The following is a 26,706-nucleotide window of genomic DNA, read 5'->3' as shown; positions in this document are numbered from 1 at the left end:
GTCGTGCGCAAGGGAAAGCTCGTCGACGAGGTCGCCGGGGATCGTCCGGGACCACGGCGTGGACGAGATCCACCTGGCCGCCGACGTCAGCAACCACGCACACCGCCGGGAGGAGGCGCTGCGGGAGCTGGGCGTCGCCGTGCACGTCCACGACGCGTCGATCAACGCCGTCCCGCCCCTCTCGCTCACCCCGTCCGGCGGTGGCGACCACTTCGCCGTGTTCACGCCGTACTTCCGCAAGTGGGAGACCGCGCACCGCCGCGGTGTCCTGAGGGCGCCCCGGCGGCTCGCGGTGCCGCGGCTGAGCGGCGACCTGCCGGGCGAGCTCCACCGCGGCGCCACCTCACCGGACCTGGCGGCGGGCGGCGAGACCGCCGGCCGGAACCTGATGGCGAACTGGGCGCGCACGGGCGTCGACGGCTACGCGGACCTGCACGACGCCCTCGCCGACGACGCCACCTCCCGGCTGTCCCCGCACCTGCACTTCGGCACGGTGTCGGTGACCGAGCTGCTCGACCGCGTCGGCACCGCGTCCGAGGGCGCCAGGGCCTACACCCGCCAGCTCGCCTGGCGCGACTTCCACCACCAGGTGCTGGCCGCCCGCCCCAGGTCCGCCACGCAGGACTACCGCACCCGCCACGACCGCTGGCGCCGTTCCGACCGCGACTTCGAGGCGTGGCGGGACGGCCGCACCGGCTACCCGATCGTGGACGCGGGGATGCGCCAGCTCGCCCAGGAGGGCTGGATGCACAACCGGGCCCGCCTGATCACGGCGAGCTTCCTCTGCAAGACCCTGTACCTCGACTGGCGGCGCGGCGCCCGGCACTTCGTCGACCTGCTGGTGGACTGCGACCTCGCGAACAACCAGATGAACTGGCAGTGGGTCGCCGGCACCGGCACGGACACCCGCCCGAACCGAGTGCACAACCCGTTGGCACAGGCCAAGCGCTACGACTCCGAAGGCACCTACGTCAAGCGCTACCTGCCCGAGCTGTCCGATGTGGACGTCCGGCACGTCCACGAACCGTGGACGCTGCCGGACGACGAACGCGCGGCGCTCGACTACCCCTCGCCCGTCGTGGACCTGCGCGAGGCCGCCGACAGGTTCGCCGCCGCCCGAGGTATCGGGAAGAAGAACGGCACCCGTCGCTGATAGTCGCGTCCACAGCGCGGGCGCCACGAGCCAGGCGCCGTCCCAGACCAGCAAGTCGCCCAGGTAGTGGGGATGCCGCGACCACGCCCACAGGCCGGTGTCGAGGACGTCCGGGTTCCGCCGGGAGTGCTCGGACTTCTGGTGGTCGGCGAGCGCCTCGATCGCCGCGCCGCCGAGCACCACGCCGAGTCCGACCGGCACGAGCCGCGACGGGACGGCCGGCCGCCGACCACGCCGCGACCCTGCGGAGGTTCGCGACGTCCACGGGCATCAGCGCGCCAGCCCGTTGAGGACCTCGGTCATCTGCTCCTCGGTGTCGTTGCCGAGCTTCTCGAACACCAGCTTCGCCGCCGGTGCGGCGAGCTTGGCCGCACCGTGGAACTCCAGGTCGTTGGTGTACGTGACGCTCGACCCGGTGCCGTCCGGGACGACGTCGATGGTCTCGGTGGAGGTCGCGGTGTCGTTGCGCCCCACCAGGACGACGCGGTCGTCGGAGAGCTGTTCGAGCGTGTAGGTCAGCTCGGTGGTGATGCCCGCGATCTTCGAGGTGTTGCGCCAGTTCGCGCCGACCTGGACGGGGCCGCTGTCGTTGCGCGTGCAGGTCTCCGTGCCGGGGTCCCACTGCACGGCGTTGCCGAAGTCGGCCAGGTACGGCACGACGACGGCCGGTGCGGCGGTGACGGTGAACGTGCGGGAGACGGTGGTCATCGAGCAGTCCTTTCCACGACTACCGCCCGAGTACCCGGTGCCGGGCGATCAACACGCCTCGTCGCTGAGCCGCTGGCGTTCCTGCTTCAACCGCTTCTCCAGGCCGTGCCGTTCGCCGTCGGCCAGGTCGTCCCGCACGGAGCGTTCGACGTCGCGGAACACGTCGTAGTAGGAATCGTCGTACTCCTCCACGATCTGGAAGGTCCACCGTCCGGAGAGGACGTTCCGGCCGAGCAGCTCCCGTTGCACGCGGTCGGCGTGCTCCGCGTGCCCGGCGGTGCGCAGCAGCTCGATCGCGTCACCGAGCTCGAAGTCCGCGGTGCCGGTCAGCTGGTGGAACGAGTACAGGTGGCCGCGGGCGCGTTCGGTGGTCTCCAGCGCCTTGCGCAGCTTGCCGAGGGCTTCGATCGTCTTGTCGTCCATACCGGACCGGGTACCCCCGTCGCGCGGACGATCACAGCGACGGGCTGGCCGGAACCGTCTTCCCCTCGGCGATTCCGCGGACCAACGCCCGGAGCGCCTCCCGTGCGTCGTGGCGCGGCTCCCAGCCGAGCTCCGACCGGGCACGTGACGCGTCCAGCAAGGGACACTTCAGGGCCAGGTCGACCCATCCCGGCGAGGTGGGCTGCAACCGAAGGTGCCACGTCACCGTCGCGAGCGCGCGCAACAACCGGGCCGGCAGCGGCACATGCCTGCCTCCGAGCACGTCCGCCAGCACGTCAGGGGTGACGACGGGATCGGCCACGAGGTTCACCGCGCCTCGCGGCCGTCGTTCCAGCACGCGCGCCAGCCCGTCGGCGACGTCGTCGGCGTGCACGAACTGCATCACCATCTCGCGGGGCAGCGGCAACACCGGAACGCGGTGCCGGAAGAGGAACCTCGGCACCAGCGACCCCAGGAAGTACTCGCGGATCTCGGCACCGGCGTCGGACTGCAGGATCAGGCCCGGCCGCACCCGCGAGACCAGCAGCTCGGACTCGAACTTGGTGAGCATGTTCTCCACAGCCGCCTTGTGCCTGCTGTAGAACGACGTCGGCACGCCGCCGACGCGCCAGGACTCGTCGACCCGGCGTTCCTTGCTGCCCGGCGAGTACGCGCCGACCGACGACATGTGGACCAGGTGCGGCACCCCCGCGGCCACCGCCGCCTCGAACACCTGCGCCGATCCCGCCACGTTCGTCCGGTACATCAGCCGTTCGTCCCGGGAGGGCTGGATGAGCCACGCGAGGTGCACCACCGCGTCCGCGTTCGCGAAGGTGGTCTTCAGCACCTCCTCGGCCCCTGGCCTGCCCAGTTCGACCGGCGTCCACGGCACCCCGCGGTAGGGCGGCGCGTTCTCCGGCGGGCGGCGGGAGATGCCGTGCACCTCGATCTCCGGCACCTCGGCGAGGCGGCGCAGCAAGGCCGTGCCCACGTTCCCGGTCGCACCGGTGACGACGACCTTCACCTTCGGCCCCTTCCGTTCGGTCGCCCTCTGGACGGCGTCGGCGAGCTCGTCCTTGCTCATGTGCGAACGGCCCTCGATCCCCAGCCGCTTCGCGATCCCGTAGAGCTCCTGTTTGCTGGGCAGGTCCCGCCGTCCGGCCATGCATCCTCCGCGATCTCAGCCTGGCGACCGGGTACCCGCGCACGGGGCGATCATGCGAACGGCCCGTGTTCCCCTGACGCACCAGTCCAAACGCGACCGGCGCAGGTGTCACCTGTCACCCGAACGGGTAGTCGGGTGCCATGAAAGCGCTGGCAGAAGACACAGGTGCGGAACTCGGCGAAGTCCTCGACAGGCTGACCTACCCGGCCGACAAGGTGCGGATCGTCAGCTGTGCCGACGTGCACGGCTTCGCGCCCGAGGTGCGGCGGCGCCTGCACGCCCTGCCCGCACGGGACTACGCCTCGCCAGGAGAGGTGCTGGCCGAGTTGGGCGACGGGCCCGCCTGAGGGCGAGTTCGCCCAGCTGCCCCGGCTTCACAACCCCGAGGTGTTGTCGGGCTCGATGAGCCCGTAGTGGTGGGCGAAGCGCACGGCGTGCACGCGGTCTCTGAGGTCCATTTTGGACAGTACTCGCGACACGTGCGACTTGATCGTCTCGCTGCCGACGTACAGCTGGTCGCAGATCTCGGCGTTGGTGAAGCCGGCCGCCATCAGCAGGAACACCTCGTGCTCCCGTGCGGTGAGCCGGGCCAGGCCGGGTGCCGCGGTGCGTGCCGGTGGGGTCGCGGCCAGCGTTTCGGCCAGGCGCGGCGCGAGCCGGCGGGTGATCGCCGGGTCGATGTAGGTGTCACCCCGGGCGGCCACGCGGATGGCGGTGACCAGTTCTTCCGGCGGAAGGCTCTTCAGCAGGAAGGCGCTCACACCGGAGGCGAGTGCCGTGCGGACGTACTCGTCGGTGTCGAAAGTGGTCAGCAGCAACACCTTCAAGGGCTGGGGACCCGTGGAACGGAGCTCGCGGGCCGCCGCGAGGCCGTCCAGCTTGGGCATCCGCACGTCGAGGACGGCCACGTCCGGCCGCAGGGACCGCGTCGTCTCGACCGCGCTGTAGCCGTCCCCCACGTCCGCGACGCACTCCATGTCCGGCTGCGCGTCGAGCACCGCGCGCAGGCCGGACCGGAACACCGCGTGGTCGTCGGCGATCAGGATGCGCAGGGTCATGATCCGCTTCCCGCCGGCATCGTCACGGTGCACTCCCAGAACTGGCCGTCCCCGGTGGGACCGGCCGACATCGAGCCGCCGAGCGCCTCCGCCCGCTTGCGCATGCCGCCGAGGCCCATGCCCAGCCCCTGATGCCCCGCGGGCACGGCGTTGCGGGCGGGTTCCGCGCCGGACCGGATCCGGTTGCGGGTGGTCACCGAGATGTTCTCGCCGCCGTACTCGAGCTCCACCCTGGCCACCTTCCCGTCGCCGTACCTCATCGCGTTCGTCATCATTTCCTGCGCCACCCGGTACAGCACGGTGTCGACGTCGCGGGGAACCGGACGGGGGTCGTCGTAGACGACGAAGCTCACCTGGAGCCCGGAGGCCCGCACCCCGTCGAACAGCTCGGGGAGCTTCGCGAGGCCCGGCTGGTCCGGTGACGCCTCGCCCTCGTGCAGCAACGAGAGCAGCATCCGCAGGTCGACCATCGCCGCCCGGCTCGACCCTTCCACGGCCGCCAGCGACGTCCGCACCGCACCGGCGCCCGCCCGGTCGTGGTCCGCCAGGTTCAGCCGCGCGGCCGTGGCGTGCACACCGATCGCGCTCACGTGGTGCGCGATGACGTCGTGCAGGTCGATCGCGATCGTCTCGCGCTCCCGTGCGAGCGCCTGCTTCAGCTCGGCCTCGGCGTCCCTCACCGCGGCCTCGCGCTGGTGCCGCAGCTCGTCCACGTACTCCTTGCGCCCGGTGGTGTAACGGCCGACCAGCCACGGCAGCAGCGCGTTGGCGATCACCAGCGACAGCAGGGTGACCGGCTCGGTCAGCCCGCTGACCAACAGCGACGACAGCACACCGACCGCCAGGACCACCAGCGATCCGGTGGCCGAGGAACCCCGCAACCAGGCACCGGCGCGGTAGGCGGCGACCAGCTGCCCGGCGATGCTGGCGCTGCGGCCGGGCAGTACGACGGCCAGCACGGGCATGAGGACCGCGTGCACGAGCGCGACCCACCCGGACAGTCGCGGAGCGGTCGCCAGTGCCGCGTCGGCGACCACGATCCCGGCCAGGAACAGGAGGTTCGCCGACCACGGGTCGGGCCCTCTGGTCGCGAAGCTCACCACGTCGGTCACCGCGCACGCGGCCGCCACCACGATCGACTGCCGGACCAGGGACCGCGCCACCGGCCGATCGCCGTCAGGCCGGAACACCGCCCTCTTCCCGAAGGCCGCCACGCTGCTGAACATCCCGCCATTCTCTCGACACACCTGGCGCCAGTACTCCCCCCGCAGGGGGAGACGCGCTCACGGCGCAGGGCGACGATCACCGCGGGCCGGCTCCCTAGCGTTCCTGCCACCAGCTCATCAGGGGAAAGGACGTCTCGTGACGATCGGTCTGACCGGCAAGCTCGCCGCACTCGCCTGCGGTCTCGTGTTGGTGGTGTCGGCCTGCGGTTCGGGTGCGGCACCGGCACAGCCCCAGACAGGTGGTGTCCAGTCCGAACTGGACGGACTCACCTCGGCCGGCGGCGTTCCCGGCGCCGAGGCCCTCCTGCGGGACCAGGGCCAGGTGCGCACGTCGACCAGCGGCGTCGCGAACCTCGCCGACAGGACGCCGATGATCTCCGACGGCCGGATCAGGGCCGGCAGCATCACGAAGTCCTTCGTGGCCACCGTCGTCCTGCAGCTGGTCGGAGAGGGCAAGGTCGAGCTGGACGTGCCGATCGACAGGTACCTGCCGGGACTGGTGGCGGGCAACGGCAACGACGGCACGAGGATCACCGTCCGCCAGTTGCTCCAGCACACCAGCGGCCTGCCGAACTACCTGGGCAAGCTGGCGAGCGTCGACCCGGAGACGCTGCGGAACCGGGGAGCCGATCCCGCCGACCTGGTCGCGACGGCGGTGAGCCAGCCCGCGCTCTTCCCGTCCGGCACGGGGTGGACCTACTCCAACACCAACTACATCGTGCTCGGCATGCTGGTCGAGAAGGTCTCCGGCACCACCCTCGCCCAGCAGATCGACCTGCGCGTCGCCCGCCCCCTGAACCTGGCGAACACCTACCTCCCGGGCCGCGGCGACACGGTGCTCCCCCGGCCGCACGCCACCGGGTACGTGCCGGGCAAGAACGGCGTGATCGACTTCAGCGACTACGACGCCACCCTCGCGTGGGCGGCTGGCGGACTGATCTCCACGGCGAGGGACGTCGCGACGTTCTACGACGCGCTGCTGGGCGGCCGGATCCTGCCGCCGGCCCAGCTCGCGGAGATGAAGAACGCCGTGCCCGCGCCGAACCTCGGGGTGGCGAACGCGTCCTACGGCCTCGGCCTGTTCACCGTGCCGCTCCCCTGCGGCGGCGAGTACTGGGGGCACGAAGGGTCCACGTTCGGCTACATGTCGATGGCCGGTGCCGGCCCGAGCGGCCGCGTCGCCGTCATCGCGGTGAACGCCTACCCCGTGAAGCCGGAGACGTCGGCCGCGCTCATGTCGACGTTCGCCGCCGCGCTGTGCGCCCAGTGACCGCCGCGCCCGGCTTCACGTCGAAGGGTGCAGGTGGGTGCGCTGCCCGTCGTTGTCGAGGATGACGAGGATCTCCGCCGGGCCGCCGTGCGCCCTGATGGCGTGAGGGGTCATGGTGGAGAACTCGGCGGCCTGGCCGGTCTCGACCCGGATGGCGCGCTCGCCAAGGATCAGCGCGACGGTGCCCGACAGGACGGTGAACCACTCCTTGCCGGGGTGCACGCCCAGCTCGTCGTTGCCCGGCCCCTGCGGCTCCTCGGTGATGCGCATCTTGGCGACGGTGACGCCCGCGGGCGCGGAGCCGCGGCTCAGCAGCCAGGTGGTCAGCCCGCGGCGCTCGTCGCGTTCGGGCCTGATCACGACGTCCTCGTCGTTGACCTTCTCCACCAGCTGGTCGATCGACGTCCCCAGGGCGTCCGCCAGCGAGGCCAGCTGGTCGAGGCTGAGGCGCTGGCGACCGGTCTCGATGCGGCTCAACCCCGACGGGCTCAGGTGCGCGCGCTCGGCGAGGTTGTCCAGCGACCAGCCCCGGGCCTGCCGCAGGCTCCGGATGCGCATGCGCACAACGGCGTCCAGATCGCCTTCTTGCGTCATATGCAAGAGTGTATGCACTCCATGCAAACCCTCGCTACGGTCGAAGCATGAACAGCACCGAGATGGCCGAGCTCCTGGACCTGGACGCCGAGGTCCTCGCGGCCCACCTGGCGGAGCTGACCGGCTGGCTGGCCGAGCTCTCCGACCGGACGCCCGACCGCATCGTCGACCTGGGCAGCGGATCCGGGACCGGCACCTTCGCCCTCGCCCGGCGTTTCCCGGAAGCCGGCCTCACGGCCGTGGACCTCTCCCCCGAGATGCTCCACCTGCTGGCAGGGAAGGCGTCCGCGCTCGGCCTCGCCGACCGGGTCCGCGGCGTGCGGGCCGACCTGGACGAGGGCTGGCCGCCGTTGCCCGCGAGCGACCTGGTGTGGGCGGCCGCGTCCCTGCACCACCTGGCCGACCCGGACCGCGTGCTGGCCGGCGCGTTCGGCAACCTGCGGTCCGGCGGCCTGCTGGCGGTCACCGAGATGGACTTCTTCCCGCGGTTCCTGCCCGACGACGTCGGGTCGGGGCTGGAGGCCCGCGTCCACGCCGCGCTCAACCCGGACCCGCCCGCCGACTGGTCGGCGCACCTCGTCCGGGCGGGCTTCGTCCTGGAGGCGAGGCGGCCGTTCGTCATCGACCTGGCCGACCCGCTGCCGCCCGCCACGGCCCGCTACGCGCAGGTGTGCCTGCGGAAGCTGCGCTCGCACCTCGGAGACCGGCTGCCCGCGGACGATCTGGCCGCGCTCGACGCGGTCCTCGACGGCGACGGGCCCGGCAACGTCCTGCGACGCACCGACCTCACCGTGCGCACCGTCCGCACCACGTGGGTCGGCCGCCGCCCCTGACTCGGGACCGGGCACGATCGTCGCCGCCTCGACGTCCCCGGCGGCCAACGGCGTCCGCCGTCGTCCCGCTCCGCTGCACCGGCGTCCGACCGCGACGCCGTCCCCGACGTGAGGCACACATGACCGAGATCCACGGATTCGCCGACGAAGGCTTCGGCCCCGTCGCCGACGCCTTCAAGGACAACTTCGACCGGGGCACCGAGACCGGCGCCGCCCTGACGATCTACCACCGCGGCCGGCCGGTGGTCGACCTGCACGGCGGCGTCGCCGACGACACCACCGGCAGGCCCTGGCGTCCGGACACCGTCGCCGTCGCGTTCTCCGTCACCAAGGGACTCATGGCCCTGTGCGGCTACATCGCCCACCAGCGCGGCCTGCTCGACTTCGACGCTCCCGTCACGTCCGCGTGGCCCGAGTACGGCGTCCACGGCAAGGAACGCACCACGATCCGGGACGTGTTCGCGCACCGCGCCGGTGTGGTCGCGCTCGACACCGACCTGACGTTCGACGACCTCACCCGCTGGACACCCGTCGTCACCGCGCTGGAAACCCAGCGGCCGCAATGGGATCCCGGCACCGGCTTCGGCTACCACGCGCTGACCTTCGGCTGGCTCACCGGCGAGATCCTCCGGCGCGCGACCGGCAGCCGGCCGCACGACCTGCTGGCCGAGTACCTCACCACACCGCTCGCGGCCGACGCCTGGATCGGACTGCCCGCCGGCGTCGAATCCCGAGTCGCCCGCATCCACCCCGCACCGGACGTCACCGACCGGGAGGTGCTCGCCTTCATCGAGACGGTGATGAGCATGGCGACGTTCGTCAGGTCGACCACGCTGGGAGGCGCGCTCCCCGTCCAGTTCCTCGACGGCGGCCCCACCGACTTCAACTCCCCCGCCTTCCACGCGGCGGAGATCCCCGCCGCCAACGGCATCATGTCCGCGGCCGCCCTCGCCAGGATCTACGCCGGCGCGGTGTCCACAGTAGACGGAACCCCTCCACTGCTCACCGGAGAGAGCATCACCGACGCGCTCACTCCCCGCTCCAGCGGCAAGGGCTGGAGCGGCGTGCTCACCCCACCCGGCATCCGCTACTCCACCGGCTTCCTGATCAACGGACACCCCGGCCGTCCGCTGCTCTCCGACAGCTCCTTCGGCCACGACGGCGCCAACGGCGGGCTGGGTTTCGCCGACGCCGACGCCGAGATCGGGTTCGGCTACCTCAACAACCAGCTCGCCAACCCCGTGGACGAACGGGCGAACAAGCTCACCGCGGCGCTCAGGTCGTCCCTCTCATGAACTCGCCGATGGCCGTCGCCACCTCGTCGGGAGCCTGCTCGGCCTGATGGTGTCCTGAACGGATGTCCACTCGGCGCAGCTCCCCCGCCACCCAAGGCCGCCAGATGGCGAGCGGATCGCCGTGCACGTCGATGTCGTCCTCGGTCGCGGTGAGCAGCAGCGTCGGGCACTGCACCTGACGGCCGGCGGCGCGGTCCTCCTCCTCGTGCCTGCGATCGACCCGCAACCCGGCCCGGTAGTCCTCGCACATCCCGTGCACGACCGCGGGATCGCGCAGGGCGGCCCACACGTCGGCGTGGTTGGCCTCGCCGATCTCGCGGGGCCCCGGCGTGCGCGTGCGGTACCAGGCCTCGGGGTCGGCGTTGATGACGCGCTCGGCGGGGAAGTCGGTCTGGCCGAGGAACCACCAGTGCCACCAGGTGCGGACGAAGTCCTCGTTGAGCCGTTCGAGATGTTCGACGACGGGCAGCCCGTCCATCACCACCAGCCGTTCGACGACATCGGGGTGGTCCATCGCGGTGCGGAACGCGACGAGGGCACCGCGGTCGTGGCCCACGACCGAGAACCGGTCGTGGCCGAGATGACGCAGGAGTGCCACGACGTCGCCGGCCATCGCCCGCTTGGACGACTGCGCGTGCTCGGGTTCGTCCGGCGGCAACGTGGACTTCCCGTAGCCACGCAGATCGGGGCAGACGACGACGTGGTCGCGCGCCAGCAGAGGCGCGACCCGGTGCCAGGTGGTGTGCGTCCTGGGATGCCCGTGCACCAGCACGACCGGCGTGCCCGACCCGCCGTGCCGGACCCGCAACCGCACGGCGCCGACGTCGACGGTCTCCTCGGCGAAGCCCTCGAACACGCTCACCCCTTCTCCCGGCTACAGCACCGAATACCCGGCGGGGGCAGACCAACACCGCTTTGATGCGAGGTCGACCATGCGGACGTGGACGCCCTTCGAGTGCCCGGTGTTCCGGGACGCGACGTGAAACCACCACTTGCTCTGCATCGATCTTGACACCGGCGGCCGTCCGGTGATCGTCTACACCACCGTTGCGGTGCAGCAGAACGCCCAGGTTTCGTGACTACCGAACGGACGTGGTGACAGCAGTGAATGTGGTGTTGGCGAACGAACCGCACCTGCGCGACCTCATGCCCGACCCGGCGATCACGGAGAGGATCCAGGAACCGGGGCTCTCGCTGGGCACCACGGTGGAGCGGCTGATGACCGCCTACGCGGACCGTCCCGCGGTCGCCGTGCGCGAGGCCGAGACGGTGGCGGATCCGGCGACCGGACGCCGCACCCGGCGGCTGCTGCCCGGCTTCGCCGCCCGCAGCTACGGTGAGCTGTGGGCCGACGCGGGCGCGCTCGCGGCGGAGTGGGCGGCTCGGGGCATCGGCGCCGGTGACTTCGTGGCGACGATCGGGTTCACCAGCGGCGAGTACCTGACGGTGGACCTGGCGGCGATCAGGCTCGGCGCGGTGACGGTGCCGCTGCAGCCGACCGCGGCGGTCGCGCAGCTGCACGAGATCATGGCGGAGACCCGTCCGCTGATCCTCGCCACGAGCGTCGAAAGCCTTCCCACGGCGGCCGCGCTGCTGCGGGAGGCCGAGGGGGCGCGGTTCGCCCTGGTCTTCGACCTGCATCCCGACGTCGACGAGGAGACCGAGTCCCTCCAAGGGTTCTCGGAGGCACTGGCCGGGACGGGCGTCGAGGTGACCACCTTCGCGCAGGTGCTCGGGCAGGGACGGGCGCGGCCCGCTCTGCCGGTGCACGTGCCGGAGCCGGGTGAGGACCCCCTGGCGTCGCTGATCTACACCTCGGGCAGCACGGGCAGCCCCAAGGGCGCGATCTACACCCAGCAGTCGGTGCGCAAGCTGTGGACCGGCGGCAAACGACCCGCGGCCACCTTCCCGGTGGTCACGGTCAGCTACATGCCGATGAGCCACGCCTTCGGCCGCACGATGATCAGCGGCACGTTCGGCAACGGCGGAACGGTCTGCTTCTCAGCCCGCAGCGACCTCTCCACGCTCTTCGAGGACTTCGCCCTGGCCAGGCCGACACAGCTGATGGCCGTGCCGCGCATCTTCGACATGCTCTTCCACGAGTACCAGGGGCTGCTGGAGCTGCGCGCCGACGAGTTCGCCGGCGAACGCGAGCTGGACGCCGCGGTCAAGGAGGACCTGCGCACCCGAGTCCTCGGCGGCCGGATCGTCGAGGCGCTGGTCGGCAGCGCGCCGATCTCCGCGGAGATGAAGCGGTTCGCGCAGGAGTGCCTCGGCGGCCCGCTGACCCTGGGCTACGGCGCCACGGAGTTCGGGACGGTCCTGCGCAACGGCAAGCTGCTCCGCCCGCCGGTCATCGACTTCCGCCTGGTCGACGTGCCCGAGCTCGGCTACTTCCACACGGACCAGCCCCACCCGCGCGGCGAGCTGCTGCTCAAGGCCGAGTCGATGTTCCCCGGCTACTTCAAGCGGCCGGAGGTGACCGCGTCCGTCTTCGACGAGGAGGGCTTCTACCGCACCGGCGACATCATGGCGCTGACCGGCCCGGACGAGCTGGTCTACGTCGACCGCCGCAACAACGTGCAGAAGCTGTCGCAGGGCGAGTTCGTCACCCTGTCCAAGCTCGAGGCGGAGTACACGGCCGATCCGCTGATCCGGCAGATCTACGTCTACGGCAGCAGCGCCAGGGCGTACCTGCTGGCGGTGATCGTGCCGTCCGACGCGGCGGTGCGGGAGGCGGCAGACGCGGAGTCGTTGCGGCGGAACCTCGCCGAGGCGCTGCGGCGGACCGCGCTGAGGGCCGGGCTCGAGCCGTACGAGGTCCCACGCGACTTCCTCGTCGAGACCGAGCCGTTCAGCGCGCAGAACGGCCTGCTGTCCGACGTGCGCAAACTGCTGTTACCGCGGCTGCGGGAGCGCTACGGCCCGAGGCTGGAGTCCCTCTACGCCGACCTGGCCCGCGGCGAGACGGACGAGCTGCGCGCGTTGCGGCGGGGCGGGCCCGGCCAGCCGGTCGCCGAGACGGTGGCGAGGGCGGCGCGGGCCATGCTCGGCCGCAGCCGCGCGGAGCTGGACGGCGAGGCGCGCTTCGCGGAGCTCGGCGGCGACTCGCTGTCCGCGGTCTCGTTCGCGTCGTTGCTCAGCGAGATCTACCGGATCGACGTCCCGGTGGGGCTGCTGCTCGGTCCGTCGGGCACCCTGCGGGAGATCGCCGCGTACGTGGCCGCGCACCGCGCGTCCGGCGGCGCGAGGCCCACGTTCGCCTCGGTCCACGGCGCGGAGGCGACCGAGGTCCGTGCCGCCGACCTGACCCTCGACCGGTTCCTCGACCAGGACCTGCTCGCCGCGGCCCGTGCCCTGCCGCGCCCGAGCGGCCCCCCGCAGGTGGTGCTGCTCACCGGGGCGACGGGGTACCTGGGCCGGTTCCTCTGCCTCGACTGGCTCGAACGCCTGTCCCGCACCGGCGGGAAGCTCGTGTGCGTCGTGCGCGGTGCCGACGACAAGGCCGCCCGCGAACGGCTCGACGCCACGTTCGACACCGGCGACGCCGAGCTGCTCGAGCACTACCGCGAACTGGCCGAAGGGCACCTCGAGGTGCTGGCGGGCGACCTGGCGGAGCCGTTGCTCGGGCTCGACGCGCAGACCTGGCAACGACTCGCCGCCGACGTCGACGCCATCGTGCACCCCGGTGCCCTCGTCAACCACGTGCTGCCCTACGAGCACCTGTTCGGTCCGAACGTGGTCGGCACCGCGGAGCTGATCCGGCTCGCGCTCACGGACCGGATCAAGCCGTTCACCAACATCTCGACCGTGGGCGTGGGCAACCAGGTGCCCGAGGGAGAGTTCACGGAGACCGCCGACGTCCGCACGATGGGCGCCGTGCGCCACCGCAACGACGACTACGCCAACGGCTACTCGCTGAGCAAGTGGGCCGGCGAGGTGCTGCTGCGAGAGGCGCACGACCAGTGCGGGTTGCCGGTGACGGTGTTCCGGTCGGACATGATCCTCACGCACAGCCGCTTCACCGGTCAGCTGAACGTGCCCGACATGTTCACCAGGCTGATCCTCAGCCTCGTGGCCACCGGTCTCGCCCCGGCGACCTTCTACCGCAGCGCGGACGGCACGCCGCCCAGGGCGCACTACGACGGCCTGCCCGTGGACTTCATCGCCGAGGCCGTCAGCGTCCTGGGCACCCGTGACGCCGAGGGCTACCGCACGTACCACGTGTTCAACCCGCACGACGACGGCATCTCCCTGGACACCTTCGTCGACTGGCTGGTCGAGGCCGGCCATCCCGTCACGCGGGTCGGCGACTACGACGAGTGGCTCCGGCGCTTCGAGTTCGCGCTGCGCGATCTGCCGGACGCGCTCCGCCAGCACTCGCTGCTGCCGCTCCTGCACTCCTACCGCACACCGGCCGAGCCCGCGCCCGACGAGGCGTCAGCGCCCCGCCGGTTCCGGGAGGCCGTGCGGGAGGAGAAGGTCGGCGAGTCCGGCGACATCCCGCACATCACCCGCGAGCTGGTGCTCAAGTACGTCAGCGATCTGCGGCAGCTGCAGCTGCTGTAGCCGAGAACCACGGGCCTGGTTCGGGAAGAGCCAGGCCCGTGTCACCGGTTCACACGACCTGGACGGCTCGTTGTGGCGCGAGATGGGCCGGCGTCGAGAGCGGTTTCTGCTTGGTGACGAACGCATGGCGCTTGCCGGCGAACCCCCGGCGGTCGTCGAAGATGTCCCGGCACATCTCGGCGAGCTCCATCGTCCGGTACGTCTCCAGCGGCCGGTGGCGTTCGTCTTCCGCGCGCCGCCTTTGCTTGCCGTTCACCAGTTCCTCGTACCTGGTGTCCGCGGCGAGGTCCTCGGCGTAGCGGAGGACCGCCGACTCGAACGCCGGCGGTTCGCCGCCGAGCACCTCGTCGGCGAGACCCGTCTCGAACGCGGTCCGCGCGCTCATCGGCAGGCAGCTCTCGGTCATCGACCAGGCTTGGAGCTCACCCACGCGACGGGGCAGGACGTACGTCCAGTACTCCGAGCCGAACAGCCCCATGGTGCGGTAGTGCGGGTTCAGCACGACGCCGTCGCGGACGACCACCCGGTCGGCGCCGAGCGCCAGCATCACGCCGCCCGCTCCCGCGTTGCCGGCGACCGATGCCACCACCAGCTGGCTGGTGCAGGTGATGATGTTCCTGCACACGTCGTCGATGGCGTTGATGTTCCGCCACGCCTCGCCCGCCGGATCCTCCGCGGTCTCGATGACGTTGAGGTTCAGGCCGTTCGAGAAGGTCTCTCCGCCGCGCAGCAGCAGGACCTTGGTGTCCAGGTCGCTCGCGTGCCGAAGGGCGGCGGCGAGCCGCTCGCACTGCGTGGTCGACATCGCGCCGTTGTAGAAGGCGAAGCTCACGACGCCCACGTCGCCGACGCGCCGGTAGTGGACGTCCTCGTCCGGCGAGGTCTCGGACCAGCCCGGCTCTGTCGGCGACGGGAGGTGCACGCCCTGTCGTGCCAACGCCGGCGCGGCGGGCAGCTTCACGCTTCCCCGGACACGTGCGTGGCCGATCCACAGCGCGCCGTCGCCGGTGCGGACGAGCACGGCGTCGTGTCTTCGCTCCACGATCGTGCCGGGCTCGCCGGTCGACGCGTCTCCTGGCCGGGCGTCGAAGACGGCCACGTCGACGCCCGCGAGCTCGGTGCGCACGCCGGGTGAACCGTCCGCGGCCCGCACGCGGCGCAGGATCTCCTCGGTGGACTCCGTCCAGGCGAACTCGCGGTCCGCCTGCCGCATGGTGGGCCGCAGCCTGCCCCACGCGTCGGTCCGGTGGTCGAGCGGCACCGGGCTGAACGCCGGGTCCGCGGCCTTGCGCACCACCTCGAGTGCCAGGTCGACCGCGGCGTCCGCGACCGGGCCGTTGTACAGGGCGCTCTTGCGGGGCGGGCTCTCCGGGATCGCGAACACGCGGGTGCCCCAGACCGGCCCGGCGTCCATCTCCTCCTCTGCCTGCAGGGCCGTCATCCCCCAGATCGGCTCCGCCTCGGTGATGGCCCAGTCCAGCGACGACGGGCCCCGGTCACCCACCGGGCCGGGATGCAGGACGACCGTGCGGTGCCGGCTCCAGATGTCGGCGGGGACGCGTTCACGCAGGAACGGGCAGAGGATCAGGTCGGGGGCGACCAGGTCGACCGCGGCGCGCATCAGCTCCTCGCTGATCGCGAACTCGACGCTCACCTCGTGCCCGGCCTCCCGGAGCTCGAGCCACACCCGCTGGCACAGACTGTTGAAAGCCGAACAGAGAAGCAGGATTCGCAACGGTTCCTCCGCGACGCTCGGTCGAGCCGAGGCCTCGCGCCAAAACACGTCGTGGCGCCACTTCGAGGATTCTCAGGCTCACCGCAGTGAGTGTTCGAAAAGGACTCGTACCCCCATTGCGGACGATCGGCGTCGCGGAGCTTACGTGCGGATCAGCAGGCGCACAACAGGTCCAGAAAGGACGCATAAGAAAATCGGATCCCTGGCAGCGAAAAGCAGACAACCACGAAGTGTAAAAGACTGGTCGCACTCAGTTCAGAACCACTCTGAGTAGACTGAATTCGCTTCGAGCAGTTCACAAAGGACATGTCGTCGCCATGGCGCTGTGCGTGAAATGCCGCGCTGACGCCTTTTCCGGGAAACGGCCGAGCGCCCCACCCGTCGAGGGTGAGGCGCTCGGCCGCGGGGCGTCAGAACCAGGCTCGGCCCCTTCCGTCCGACCGGTGCCACATCTGGTCGTCGGTCATGTAGGCGTCACCGCTGGGCGTGCTCGGCTGGTTGCACCGGCACTTCGGGTTGTACGGAGCCCGTTGGCCGCCGCTGCTGCCCTTGTGCCCGGTGCCGCGCGGACCTCCTCGCTGCGTGTTCTTGAAGTCGTCGCTGCGGGAACCGAGGCCGGGCGGCTTGTGGGTCTTCTGCCACCGGCAGACCTCGGGGTTGGTCTGGCAGAACGCGAACTTGACCGAGCTGAACACCGAGGACTGCACGCAGTAGTCCGCCGCCAGGTCCCTGCCGGGACCGTTCCAGCACGGCAACCCGGCTGCGGCGCGAGGATCGAGCTTCACCACGGGAGGCGGTTCCGGCGCCAGCGCCTTGACGACCGCCGCGAGCCTCTCCTCCTGGTTGAGGGCGACCGACACGCCGCTGCTGTAGACACCCGTCAGGTCGTTGCCCAGCTTGACCTGCTCCACGGTCACCCTGCGGACGCCGTCCGCGGTCGCCTCGGCCACCTTGCCCAGCTCGTTGCCCACACCGGCCGTGGCCAGGCCCACGACGCCCAGGAAGACCTGGGTGGTGTCGTGCTTGCGCATCGAGTCGACCATGTCGAGGTAGCCCAGCACACCGCCGGCGAGCGCGAGGCCCGTCGCGACCCAGCCGACCGGGGTGAAGAGCGACGCGATACCGATCACCAGGCCGATCTCGCCCTTGTACTTGTCGAGGAACTCACCGCCCTTGCGGTAGGTGTCCGCGAACCAGCCGCCGATCTCGCCCCAGAACATGCCCGTCGGGTCCGACTTCGTGACGGGGCTGTTGTTGGCGTAGGTGTAGCCGTGCATCTGCTGCGGGTCGCCGGGGTCGAGCACCGGGTCGACCGACAGGAACCTGCCCAGCACCGGGTCGTAGGCGCGCGCCCCGAGCTGCACCAGGCCCGTGGAGGCGTCGTTCGTGCCGCCCGCGAAACCCTTGTCGCCGGGGAACGTCACCGCGGTGCCGCGCCGGCCGCCGAACGGCAGCTGGCGGCGCTGGGTCGCGGTGAGGTCGGCGCTGATGGCGATCTGCGCGGTGTTCTGGTGGTCGGACGCGAGCCAGGTCAGCCCTGACTGGTCGCGCATCGCCACCATCTGGCCGCCGTGCTCGTAGTAGCGCGTCGGTTCGAGCCTGCCCGACGCCGTGACGAGCTTGAGCTGCTGCGGCCCCAGGTAGAGCGTCACGGACGTGGCGTCGCGTTTCAGCAGCCGGCTGCCGTCGGCGTCGTAGGTGAACTCGGTGGTCTTGTCGCCCTCGGTCACCTTGGCGAGGTGTCCTTCGGCGTCCCAGTCGAGCTTCTGCGCACCGCGCAGGGTGGTGTTGCCCGCCGCGTCGTAGCCGAACGCGTCGGACCTGGTGCCGGACGGCGTCTTGGTCTGCACCGAGGCGATCCGGTGGTCGGACGGCGTGAAGGTGCCCGTCTGGACGGTGTCACCGCCGGGGTTGTGCCGGGTCTCGGTGAGGCGGTTGCCGTCCTCGTCGTAGGTGTAGGACAGCGAGTACGGCGCCGGGCCGCCCAACGCCGGTCCCGCCGCGCAGTCGGTGGCCGCGGTCCACGCCTCGGTGAGGCGCTGGACGTGGTCCATCCGGAAGCACTGCTTGTCCGCACCGTCCACAACGGACGTGAGGTTGCCCGCGTCGTCGTAGGCGAGGTTGACGTCGGACTGCTTCGGGTTCGGCAGTTCGGCATCGACGATCGTGCGGTTCAGGCGGCGCGTGTTGGTGTCGTAGTAGCGCGACAGCCACACCCGCTTGCCCTCGGTGCCGAGCTGCGTGCGGGCGAGCTCGCCGTAGCGCGTGTACGTCGTCGCGCTCACCAACTCGTCCGTCGTGCCACCGAAACCGCCCGTGGTGGTGGTCGGTTTGCCGAGGTCGTCGTACCCGTGCTGGACGGCCTCCACGGGCAGGCTGCCGATCGCCGCGTAGGTCGTGCCCGACGCGCTGCCGTCCATGTTGTAGCGCGCGTACGACGTGTACGAACCGGCGAGCGCGCCCTCCGACTGCGGGATGGTGACGGTGGTGCCGAGCGGCTTGTTCAGACCGTTGTAGCCCAGCACCTTCGACGTGTACGCGGCACCGCCCGAGTACCGGGTCGCCGTCGCCGGCAGGCCCTTGCCGTACGAGGCGGTGTCGTAGGTGAGCTCGCTGAGCAGCGCGTCCCCCTGCGACGTCCTGCGCTTGCGTCCCAGCTCGTCGTACGTGTGCGTGAGCACCACGCCGCGGGCATCGGTCGTGGACACCAGCTGGTTCGCGTCGTCGTAACCCAGCAACGTCGTGCCGCGGTCCGGGTTCTCCTCCTTCACCTTGCGGCCGCGCAGGTCGTAGGAGTCGCGCCACACCGTGCCGCCGGGGCTCGTGATGGTCGCCCGCTGCCCGGCGGCGGTGTAGGTGTACTTCGTGCTGTCGTACTCGCTCTTCGCGACCTCACCGCGGTACTGGCGCAGCTCGGTCCGCTGCCCTCGGACGTCCACGATCTCCGTGGTCGGCGTGCCACCCGACGGCGGAACGACGTGGGTGCGGTCGCCCTCGTAGCGGTAGCTGGTGCGCCACTTCTCGAACGCGCCGCCGTAGGTGATCGACGCGGTCTCGCGTCCCACCCCGTCGTACGTGCTGACGTTCTGCTGGGCCACGTCCACGTCGTTCGCCACCCACAACCTGTCGTCGACGGCGCTGTCGGTGAAGTACGGCATGGTCTGCTTGTACGCCCGGCCCTGCGAGTCGTACCGGGTGTCGGCGATCAGCCTGCCGCCGCCCGGCGCGGGCGCCTGCTTCTGCCGCAACCGCAACAGCCCGTCGTAGACCTCGGTGAAGCCGGTGAACCTCCCGTTCGGGCCGATGGCCGTGGTGGTCACGACGGTCGGCGCGTCCTTGCGGTAGTCGTAGGAGAACCGCGCGTTGCCCGGCGCGTCACCCGTCCTGATCCGGTTGGGCAGCCACACCTCCGCCTTGCGCCCGAGGGCGTCGTAGGTCGTCTCGGTCCTGCGGTCGTTGGCGTCGACCACGACGGACGGCTGACCGTAGAACGGCTCCAGCGTCGTCTTCGTCTTCTGCCCCAACGCGTTCGCGACCTCGACACCGGTCACCGCGCCGTCCGCCGGCGTGTACGTGGTCGTGCTCGCTCGGCCCAGCGCGTCGGCAGCGGACGTCACGCGACCGTACCTGTCGTAGACGGCGGTGGAAGCGGGCGCGTACACCGGACCGGACGCGGGGCGGTCCTTCGCGACCTCGGTCCTGGTCACGGTGCCGGTCAGCGGCGGCTTGCCGAAGTCCTGGCCGTCGAACGCGCTGCGGGTGTCGCTCAGCGCGTCCTGCGGGAACCTCGGCGTCGCCGTGCACGCCACCGCGACGGTCTCGACCCGCGCCACCACGTCCTGCAACCACCGGTCGTCGTTGCGGGCGTAGGTCGTGCGGGTGCACCTGTCGTCGGTCGTCACCGCGAGATCGCCCAGGTCGCTCGACGTCACCGGCAGGCCGCGGTCGTCGTAGGCCGTCTCGACCCGCGCGACCCTGCTGCCGATCGGCAACGTGGTGTAGCTGGTCTCGGTCGCCGGGCGGATCATCCGCGCCTCGACCGCGCCGCGCTTGGCCGTCGGCCCCTGCACGGACATCACGGTGATCGCCTTGGAGACGATCCGGTCGCTCTCCCCGTCGCGGACCTGCGACTCGTACTCGGTGCCGCGCAGCCACTCGTCGTCGGTGCGCACGAGGCCCGCCGAGTCGGTGAGCTTCACGTCGCGCTTGCCGCCGGGCTGCTTGTCGTCGTTCATGCCGCGGTAGAAGCGCTTGTCGGTCATGGTGACCGGACCGGCGGGGTCGTTCGGGCGGCCCTGCCGGATCTCGACGTGCCCGAAGCCGCGGAACTCGTTCCAGTCGCGGCGGTCGTCCTTGGTGAACTCCGAGTCGTCCCACGCCCACGCCGCGCCGCCGAGGTAGGAGTACCGCGACACCTGCTCGGTGCTGGACGAGATCCGGTCGGACTGGGTGATCTCCTCCACGACGTACTTGTGGAAGTAGTCGGTGCGCTCGGCGAAGTCCTTCTTCTGCCACTTCGCCGGGTAGCAGCGCAGGGTGTTCGTCTCGGGGTTGGCCGGCATCCTGGTGCCGTCGACGCACTCGGGATCGGCGTACTTGATCGTCGTGACGCCGCCGCTCTCGGAGACGACGCCGGTGACGCGGTAGCGGATCAGCGGGCCGACTCCGTCGAGCTTGTTGACGCGGTTGGGCATCTTCGTGCCCTCGAACGTCACCTGCGGCAGCGACACCGCGGTCCCGGCCAGGCCGGTGTGCGTGACCCCCTTGAGCCACAGGGCGGCCTTCTCGCCGTCGCCGGGCGCGGGGAAGGCGTGCTCCAGCGTCCAGCGCTCGACGTCGTTCCACTTGCCACCGCTGAACACCTTGGTGGTGATCTTGTCCAGGCGTTTGGTGGTCCAGAACGACGGCGAGTGCTTGTCCTTGCAAGTCGCGGTGTCGCACTTGCCGTCCCACGGCACGTCCGGCCAGTTGTCCTTCTTGTCCGGCGCGCAGTCGCTGCCGGGCACGCACCGGTCGGCGGTGGTGAACTCCACCAGCCCGGTCGCCTGGGTGACGTCGTCGCGCAGGCCGTACTGGACGTTCAACAGGGTGCCGCCGCGCGTGTACGGCACCGCGGCGTCCTTGTTGTTCGCGCCGTAGGAGTTCGTCTCCGGCGCGTAGTTGTAGAGGATCACGTTGCCGTGCCGGTCGATCACCTTGTCCAGGTTCCACCGCCACGCCTGCGCGCACGACGACGCGGCGAACGTTGCTCCGTGGCACGGTTCCCCGGCGTCGTCGCCGAACACCGGCACGGTCCACGCGGACTTCGCGTCGGCCCGCGACCCGAACAGGTACTGGGTGCCGTCGAGGGTGGTGATCCGCCACGACTCGCCGTTGTCGTCACCGTTGCCGGTGCCGGTCAGCCGCTCGACCCGGTTGCCGTTGTCGCTCTTCTCCCGCCACGTGCCGGTGGCGTCGTCGCGGACGAGCTCACCGCCGCCGCCGGGGTAGGACGCGAACCCGTTGTCGCTGCGCCAGCAGAGGTCCCCGACGTCCTTGGGCGGCGTGGTGCCGCCGGTCTTGTCGTCCGCGCACGGCACGTACCGGCGTTCGATGAAGCCGGCGAACAGGTCCCAGCCGTCGCCGATCCACGACGCCTGGTTGTTCGTCGCGCTCGTCCGCCCGTCCACCGCGGACGACGAGTAGCCGAGCGCGAGGTCGGGGGTGAGCCCGCCCGGTGCCGGCGGCACCCGCAGCGGGTACGACCAGGTGAAGTCACCGGTGTGCGCGGACACGTCCCAGGACGCCGACTGAGCGAGCGGGGAGGCGGTGGGCGTGCCGCCGCCGTCCGGCGCGGTGCCCGCGGGCTGGTTGCCCTGCAACGCGCTGGTGGTTGCCTGGTCGGCTGCCCGCGAGCCCATCTTCTGCTCGCTCACCGGCGTCGGCGGCGTGCCGGGCAGCGGCACGGACGGCCCGGCCGCGAGCGCCGTGCCCGCGAACGAGGCGGTCACCACGGTGGCGGTCAGCGCCACCACGAGGGTTCTGGCCAGCAGTCTTCTCATCACGCCACCGCCGAGGGGTAGGAGCGGAACAGGCCGGAGATGCGGTCCTTGTCGAGCTGACCGGTGTAGAGCCGGACGTCGTCCACTCCCCCGGTCCAGTGCTCGGCGGGGGCGCCGTCGACCTTGCCGCGGCCCACGGCCAGCGGGCCGGTCGCGTGCCAGGCGTTGGTCAGCGTGCCGTCACCGTCGCGGGTGCCGTCGACGTAGAGCCAGATCTTCTTGCTGACCGGGTCGTAGACGCCGACCAGCAACGTCCACCGGTCGACCTCGGAGGGCAGCACCGACACGGCGGCCTTGGTGACCGGCGCGTTGTCCACATCGGACTCGGGCATCTCGAACGTCCAGGCGCCCAGCTGGTTGTTGTCGTCGTCGATCACGTGCCCGAGGCGGAACTTGCTCGACTTCGCGCCGTCGACGGTGACCGCGTCCGTGCGGCACACCCTGGCGGCACAGGGCTTCGCGCCGATCCGCACCCACGCGGACACGGTGAACGCCTGGTCCAGCCGCAGGTCCACGCCACCGGTCGTGGCGGCGCCCGCGCCGTCGAGCGTCACGGCCCTGCCCACCCGTCCGGCGCCGTACACGGCGTCACCGGACAGCGTCGCCGGGCGGTTGCCCGCCGCGTCGGCACCGGTGTCGTCGAAGGTGTAGTTGTGCACCAGCGAGAGGTCCTTGCCGGACATGGTCTGGATCTCCGCCGCGAACAACGTCCGCGAGTAGGCGCTCACGTCGTCGATCGCGCCCTGGAAGAACTCGCCCTGCTTGGCCCTGCCGATCTGCAGGCCGCCGGCAGCGTTCCACGTCTTGGTGTGCGCGACCGAGGAGACCAGCACCCCGTTGACGTACAACAGGATTTGCTTCGCGCTCGCGTCGTGCACGCCGACGAGGTGCGTCCACTGGCCCGCCTGGACCACTCCGCCCGCGGCCTCGTCGAACGTGGTGTTCGCGGCGTCCGCGGTGGCCAGCGAGAGGCCCCACTTGCCGTCCGGGCGGGCCCGCAGCCGCAGGCCGCTGACGTTCGTGCCGTCCTGCGACAGCACGGTGGCCTGTCCCGTCGCGTCGGCGCGGGCCCACGCGGCGACCGCGAAGCTGCGGTCGGTGTCGATGCCGTGCGGCGTGCTCACCGAGGTGGCACCACCCAGCTGCAGCGCCTGGTCGGACGGGTCGGGCAGGTTCGACTGCCCGCCCACGTACGCGACGGTGCCGGACGTGGTGCCGTGCAGGCCACGCGCCGTCGAGTCCCGCACGGTGCCGTCGAACTTCCAGCTGCCGACCGCCACGTTGTCGCGGGACACGATGCCGCGCACCTCCTCGGGGCTGATCACGCGGTTGAACACGCGCACCTCGTCGATCGAGCCCTCCCAGTCGTGACCGGGCAGCCCGCCCGCCTTGCCGCGGCCGACCAGGAACGGGCCGGTGGCGTTCCAGGCCTGCGTGCGCGGCGCGCTCGCGGCGAGCTCACCGTTGACGTACAGGCGGATCTGCTGGAGCTGCGCGTCGTAGACCCCGGTGAGGTGCGCCCACTCGCCGTTCTTCGCGACCGACGCGACGTTCGCCGAGTCGTAGCCGGGCGCGTCCCCGGTACCGGTGGTCGGCAGCACGAACTCCCACTGCCCCCTGCCGTCCGCCGTCTTGCGGTAGCCCAGGCAGAACCCGCTGCGCATCGGGCCGTCCTGGCTCACCGCCGCGTCGAACCTGTCCGTCGCGCTCGCCCGGTCCTGCCGCACCCACGCCGACACCGAGAAGCTCTGGTCGGTGCGCACGACGGGCTCGCCCGCCGTGGCGTACCCGGTGTTGTCGGCGATCTTCAGCGCACCGCCGACCGCGCCGTCCGCGACGAACCGCGCGTTGTTCTGCAGCACGACCTTCGGCGCGCCCGAGACGGCGTTGTCCGCCGTGGCGCCGGAAGTCTCCTCGAACTTCCAGTTGCCGGTCTGCACGGCGTCCCTGCCGACCTCCGCGCGCACCTCGGCCTGGGTGAGGACCCGGTCGTGGACCTTCACCTCGTCGACCGAACCCGACCAGCCGTGCGCGGGGCCGCCGCCCGCCTTGCCGCGGCCGATCACGAGCTGCCCTGCGGCGTTGAACGTGCCGGTGCGCGCCGCGGTCGCCCGCAGCTCGCCGTTGACGAACAGCTGGATCTGCGCGGTCTGGACGTTGTAGACGCCCACGAGGTGCGTCCACTGGCCGAGCTGCGGCGCCGAGGCGCTGTTCACCGTGTCGTAGCCGGGGTTCTCGCCGTCGGTGGTGGGCAGCACGAACTCCCAGCGCCCTCCGCCGTCGGCCGCCCTGCGGTAGCCGAGGAAGAACCCGCTGCGGACCTGGCCGTCCTGGCTCACGGCCGACTCGAACGTGTCGAGCGCCGGTGCCCGGTCCTGCCGCACCCAGGCCGACACGGTGAAGCTCTGGTCGGTGCGCACGGTGTTCGCGGCGGTGACGGCACCGGTCGGGTCGTTGAGCTGCACCGCCGAACCGACCGCGCCGGACGCGGTGTAGCTCGCGCCGCCGGTCAGCGTGCCGTGCCGGTCGCCCAGCGACGCGGAGTCCTTGGCGTTGCCGTCGAGCGACCACTGCGCCAGGGGGCCGTTGCCGGCGCGGACGTAGAAGCGGTAGGTCTTCGTCGGGCTCTGGTTGCCGGCGCGGTCGACGCTGCGCACGTACAGCGTCTGCGGGCCGTCCGCGGTCGGCGCGATGTCCACCACCGCCTTGCCGCCCAGGGCGTCGGCGTCCACGGGCGTCGAAGGCGGGTCGTTCCAGCCGTAGACGTAGTGGTCCACATCGGACACACCGGCCGCGTCGAAGGTGAACCGGCCGGGCACGCCGACACCGCCGTGCCAGCGCTCGTCGGCCTGGTAGACACCGCCGTCGACGCCCGGTTGCGCGGTGATGCCGACGCGGTCGACCTTGAAGCCGGGACCGTTCTTCCAGTCGCTGCCGTCGTAGGAGTCGCGGCCCCACAACGTCCACGTGACGTGCTGGCCGTCACGGCCGCGCAGGTCGGCGGTGGTGCTGAAGACGTTGCCCGCGCCGAGCGTCGGACCCTCCTGGTGCTCCTTGACCGGGCCGCCGTAGACGTCCCAGATCGCGGTGAGCTGGTCCTTCTCGGCGTCACCGAGCCTGCCCTTGAGCCGGATGGTGTCGACCGCGGTGAACGGGATGCCGCCGCACCACCGGCACGCCTTCAGGGGCGGGTCGGTGACCATCTCGACCGGGGCGTCGGGGCGCGAGTTGTAGTTGACGCGGATCTTCATGGTGTTCGCGTCGTACTTGCGCCACGCGTGGTCGTCTGTCTCGCTCGCGGCCTGGAGGTAGTACGCCGACCAGCCGTTGGGGTTGATGTAGAGGCCGACGTCGAAGCCGACCGGCTTGTTGCCGGGGCAGTCGCGGTAGCTGCCCGCGACCGGGCTGGTGTCGACGTACGTGCCGCCGGGCTGGTTGTTCCAGTTCGTGTCCGGCCCGAACGTGGCGTTGGCGATCCACAGCTGGTGGTCGACCGTGCGGCAGCTCGGCGAGTACACGCTGGTGCCGGAGAACTCGCTGCTGATGATCCGCTTGCCGCGCAGGAACGAGGTGTCGAACTGGAAGTACGACCGGGCGACGCCGATGCCGTTGCAGCCGTCCCAGACGACGCAGCGGCCGACCTTCGCCCACGTGTCGACGTCGTTGGCGCCGTACCAGTGCTTGCTGTCCGGCTTGCCGCTGAAGTTCTTCAGCCAGTCCTTGCGGTCGTTGGTGTACCAGTCGGGGTCGATGGTGACGGGGTAGCTGCCCGAGGCGAGCAGCGCCTGGTCCGGCACCAGCGTGACGGACTCCGCGTCGACCTCCAGCCCGACCTCCGCCTGCTTCCCCGCCGCGTCCCACATGATCGCGGGCGGGGTGGACAGCAGGACCTCGCCGTTCGCGTCGACCGCCTTCAGGCCGCCCTCGTCGGTCGCCTTGACGGTCAGGCCGTCCGAGACGAGTCCGAACCGGACCTTCCCGGCGTTCGCCTTGGGGTCCTTCACGACCACGTGCTGGGTGACGCCGGAGTTCTGCGTCCTGAGCACGAGGTCGACGCCTGGCAGCACGTCGGCGTAGGTCGCCGTGTCGCCGTTCACCGCCGGCTTCGGCAGCTCGCCCGGCCACGTCAGGGCGGCCGACCTGCCCGGTGTGCCGAACCTCAGCAGTGGCGTCTTGCCGCCGTTGGACAGCGTCAGGTCGGCCCCGGCCGCCTTCGGCACCAGCACGCCGTCGCTCTCGACGAGCGCCGGGTCGATGTCGACCCACCTGCCGTGCTGGAACGTGCGCGTGGGCGCGCTGCTCAGCTCGGCGGTCAGCGTGCCGTCCGGTTGCGCGAACACCGCCTTCGTCGCGGTGGTCAGGTCCGCGACCGCCACCGCCTCGCCCTGCCGCTGAGCCGCGACGACCGCGGTCTCCGCGTCCGCCGCCTCCGAGACGCGCGGTGCCTGCTCGGGCAGTACCGCCACCGTCACCGCCGTGGCCCCCAGTGCCACGGCGACGCCTGCGGCCAGCCGTCTCCAGCCGATCGAACGAGCCATCGCCCGCACCCCCAAATGTCCGGCGGTCCGTCCCTCGCGGACCGCCGCTCATCGTGGGTGCGCGGGACACCGGCCGGACAGTTCACCGACCGGTCACA

Annotated in this window: 16 protein-coding genes and 1 pseudogene; 6 read left to right on the top strand and 11 right to left on the bottom strand. The window is 71.2% G+C overall.

Annotation, left to right across the window (positions count from 1 at the left end):
* Nucleotides 1-58 precede the first annotated feature (58 nt).
* On the top strand, nt 59-1,153 hold the full coding sequence (locus ACQEU1_RS02960) for a cryptochrome/photolyase family protein (RefSeq protein ID WP_433195922.1): 1,095 nt from the start codon (nt 59-61) through the stop codon (nt 1,151-1,153).
* A 51-nt stretch (nt 1,154-1,204) separates the two neighbouring features.
* Here the strand turns inward: ACQEU1_RS02960 and ACQEU1_RS02955 are convergent.
* From ACQEU1_RS02955 to ACQEU1_RS02940, 4 genes and pseudogenes are all read right to left on the bottom strand, one after another.
* A pseudogene (locus ACQEU1_RS02955) lies at nt 1,205-1,333 on the bottom strand (DUF1295 domain-containing protein); the annotation flags it as partial.
* A 90-nt stretch (nt 1,334-1,423) separates the two neighbouring features.
* Nucleotides 1,424-1,861, bottom strand: coding sequence for an SRPBCC family protein (locus ACQEU1_RS02950; RefSeq protein WP_433195920.1), 438 nt, complete (start codon nt 1,859-1,861; stop codon nt 1,424-1,426).
* Nucleotides 1,862-1,909: 48 nt separating this feature from the next.
* On the bottom strand, nt 1,910-2,284 hold the full coding sequence (locus ACQEU1_RS02945; RefSeq protein ID WP_433195918.1) for a hypothetical protein: 375 nt from the start codon (nt 2,282-2,284) through the stop codon (nt 1,910-1,912).
* Nucleotides 2,285-2,315: 31 nt separating this feature from the next.
* The gene (locus ACQEU1_RS02940; protein ID WP_433195916.1) at nt 2,316-3,449 is read right to left on the bottom strand and encodes an NAD-dependent epimerase/dehydratase family protein; all 1,134 of its coding nucleotides are present in this window, start codon (nt 3,447-3,449) and stop codon (nt 2,316-2,318) included.
* 140 nt (nt 3,450-3,589) lie between these two features.
* On the opposite strand from ACQEU1_RS02940, the gene ACQEU1_RS02935 reads away from it, so the two are divergent.
* The gene (locus ACQEU1_RS02935) at nt 3,590-3,796 is read left to right on the top strand and encodes a DUF2795 domain-containing protein (protein ID WP_433195914.1); all 207 of its coding nucleotides are present in this window, start codon (nt 3,590-3,592) and stop codon (nt 3,794-3,796) included.
* A 27-nt stretch (nt 3,797-3,823) separates the two neighbouring features.
* Here the strand turns inward: ACQEU1_RS02935 and ACQEU1_RS02930 are convergent, their stop codons facing one another.
* Both ACQEU1_RS02930 and ACQEU1_RS02925 read right to left on the bottom strand, forming a co-directional pair.
* Nucleotides 3,824-4,507 carry a response regulator gene (locus ACQEU1_RS02930; protein WP_433195912.1) on the bottom strand — a complete coding sequence of 228 codons (684 nt, stop codon included), beginning with the start codon at nt 4,505-4,507 and terminating at the stop codon, nt 3,824-3,826.
* Nucleotides 4,504-5,733, bottom strand: a complete 1,230-nt coding sequence (locus tag ACQEU1_RS02925; protein ID WP_433195910.1) for a sensor histidine kinase — start codon at nt 5,731-5,733, stop codon at nt 4,504-4,506. The genes ACQEU1_RS02930 and ACQEU1_RS02925 overlap by 4 nt, the downstream gene beginning before the upstream one ends.
* Nucleotides 5,734-5,869: 136 nt before the next feature.
* Here ACQEU1_RS02925 and ACQEU1_RS02920 point away from each other — a divergent pair, with 136 nt between their 5' ends.
* Complete coding sequence (locus tag ACQEU1_RS02920; RefSeq protein ID WP_433195908.1) at nt 5,870-7,003, top strand: serine hydrolase domain-containing protein; 1,134 nt, start codon at nt 5,870-5,872, stop codon at nt 7,001-7,003.
* Nucleotides 7,004-7,018: 15 nt separating this feature from the next.
* On the opposite strand, the gene ACQEU1_RS02915 is transcribed toward ACQEU1_RS02920, so the two are convergent.
* A complete protein-coding gene (locus ACQEU1_RS02915) occupies nt 7,019-7,597 on the bottom strand; it encodes a helix-turn-helix domain-containing protein (protein ID WP_433195906.1) in 579 nt (192 codons plus the stop codon).
* Between the two features lie 47 nt (nt 7,598-7,644).
* Between ACQEU1_RS02915 and ACQEU1_RS02910 the strand changes: the two genes are divergently transcribed.
* Together ACQEU1_RS02910 and ACQEU1_RS02905 are read left to right on the top strand one after the other, a co-directional pair.
* The gene (locus tag ACQEU1_RS02910; protein WP_433195904.1) at nt 7,645-8,430 is read left to right on the top strand and encodes a class I SAM-dependent methyltransferase; all 786 of its coding nucleotides are present in this window, start codon (nt 7,645-7,647) and stop codon (nt 8,428-8,430) included.
* 119 nt (nt 8,431-8,549) lie between these two features.
* The gene (locus tag ACQEU1_RS02905; protein WP_433195902.1) at nt 8,550-9,725 is read left to right on the top strand and encodes a serine hydrolase domain-containing protein; all 1,176 of its coding nucleotides are present in this window, start codon (nt 8,550-8,552) and stop codon (nt 9,723-9,725) included.
* Here ACQEU1_RS02905 and ACQEU1_RS02900 read toward each other — a convergent pair.
* Complete coding sequence (locus tag ACQEU1_RS02900) at nt 9,706-10,587, bottom strand: alpha/beta fold hydrolase (RefSeq protein WP_433195900.1); 882 nt, start codon at nt 10,585-10,587, stop codon at nt 9,706-9,708. The genes ACQEU1_RS02905 and ACQEU1_RS02900 overlap by 20 nt on opposite strands.
* 242 nt (nt 10,588-10,829) lie before the next feature.
* Between ACQEU1_RS02900 and car the strand changes: the two genes are divergently transcribed.
* Nucleotides 10,830-14,294 (top strand): carboxylic acid reductase, encoded by a 3,465-nt coding sequence (gene car / locus ACQEU1_RS02895; RefSeq protein ID WP_433195898.1) that lies wholly within the window; start codon nt 10,830-10,832, stop codon nt 14,292-14,294.
* 49 nt (nt 14,295-14,343) lie between these two features.
* On the opposite strand, the gene ACQEU1_RS02890 is transcribed toward car, so the two are convergent.
* The 3 genes from ACQEU1_RS02890 to ACQEU1_RS02880 form a co-directional block, all read right to left on the bottom strand.
* Nucleotides 14,344-15,981 carry a hydrogenase maturation protein gene (locus ACQEU1_RS02890; RefSeq protein ID WP_433195896.1) on the bottom strand — a complete coding sequence of 546 codons (1,638 nt, stop codon included), beginning with the start codon at nt 15,979-15,981 and terminating at the stop codon, nt 14,344-14,346.
* A 458-nt stretch (nt 15,982-16,439) separates the two neighbouring features.
* Nucleotides 16,440-22,070, bottom strand: coding sequence for an RHS repeat-associated core domain-containing protein (locus ACQEU1_RS02885; protein ID WP_433195894.1), 5,631 nt, complete (start codon nt 22,068-22,070; stop codon nt 16,440-16,442).
* Complete coding sequence (locus tag ACQEU1_RS02880) at nt 22,070-26,608, bottom strand: LamG-like jellyroll fold domain-containing protein (RefSeq protein ID WP_433195892.1); 4,539 nt, start codon at nt 26,606-26,608, stop codon at nt 22,070-22,072. The genes ACQEU1_RS02885 and ACQEU1_RS02880 overlap by 1 nt, the downstream gene beginning before the upstream one ends.
* Nucleotides 26,609-26,706: the final 98 nt, after the last annotated feature.

Origin of the sequence: Lentzea sp. CA-135723 (genome assembly GCF_050936595.1) — a bacterium.
Lineage (GTDB): Bacteria > Actinomycetota > Actinomycetes > Mycobacteriales > Pseudonocardiaceae > Lentzea.
Note: the sequence above shows the minus strand (reverse complement) of the source record. Positions and strands in the feature narration are given on the sequence as shown.

Bases quoted from the DNA above. Each gene is read 5' to 3' on its own strand.
- ACQEU1_RS02950 (WP_433195920.1), bottom strand. From the start codon at position 1,861: ATGACCACCGTCTCCCGCACGTTCACCGTCACCGCCGCACCGGCCGTC.
- ACQEU1_RS02945 (WP_433195918.1), bottom strand. From the start codon at position 2,284: ATGGACGACAAGACGATCGAAGCCCTCGGCAAGCTGCGCAAGGCGCTG.
- ACQEU1_RS02940 (WP_433195916.1), bottom strand. From the start codon at position 3,449: ATGGCCGGACGGCGGGACCTGCCCAGCAAACAGGAGCTCTACGGGATC.
- ACQEU1_RS02935 (WP_433195914.1), top strand. From the start codon at position 3,590: ATGAAAGCGCTGGCAGAAGACACAGGTGCGGAACTCGGCGAAGTCCTC.
- ACQEU1_RS02930 (WP_433195912.1), bottom strand. From the start codon at position 4,507: ATGACCCTGCGCATCCTGATCGCCGACGACCACGCGGTGTTCCGGTCC.
- ACQEU1_RS02925 (WP_433195910.1), bottom strand. From the start codon at position 5,733: ATGTTCAGCAGCGTGGCGGCCTTCGGGAAGAGGGCGGTGTTCCGGCCT.
- ACQEU1_RS02915 (WP_433195906.1), bottom strand. From the start codon at position 7,597: ATGACGCAAGAAGGCGATCTGGACGCCGTTGTGCGCATGCGCATCCGG.
- ACQEU1_RS02910 (WP_433195904.1), top strand. From the start codon at position 7,645: ATGAACAGCACCGAGATGGCCGAGCTCCTGGACCTGGACGCCGAGGTC.
- ACQEU1_RS02905 (WP_433195902.1), top strand. From the start codon at position 8,550: ATGACCGAGATCCACGGATTCGCCGACGAAGGCTTCGGCCCCGTCGCC.
- ACQEU1_RS02885 (WP_433195894.1), bottom strand. From the start codon at position 22,070: ATGAGAAGACTGCTGGCCAGAACCCTCGTGGTGGCGCTGACCGCCACC.
- ACQEU1_RS02880 (WP_433195892.1), bottom strand. From the start codon at position 26,608: ATGGCTCGTTCGATCGGCTGGAGACGGCTGGCCGCAGGCGTCGCCGTG.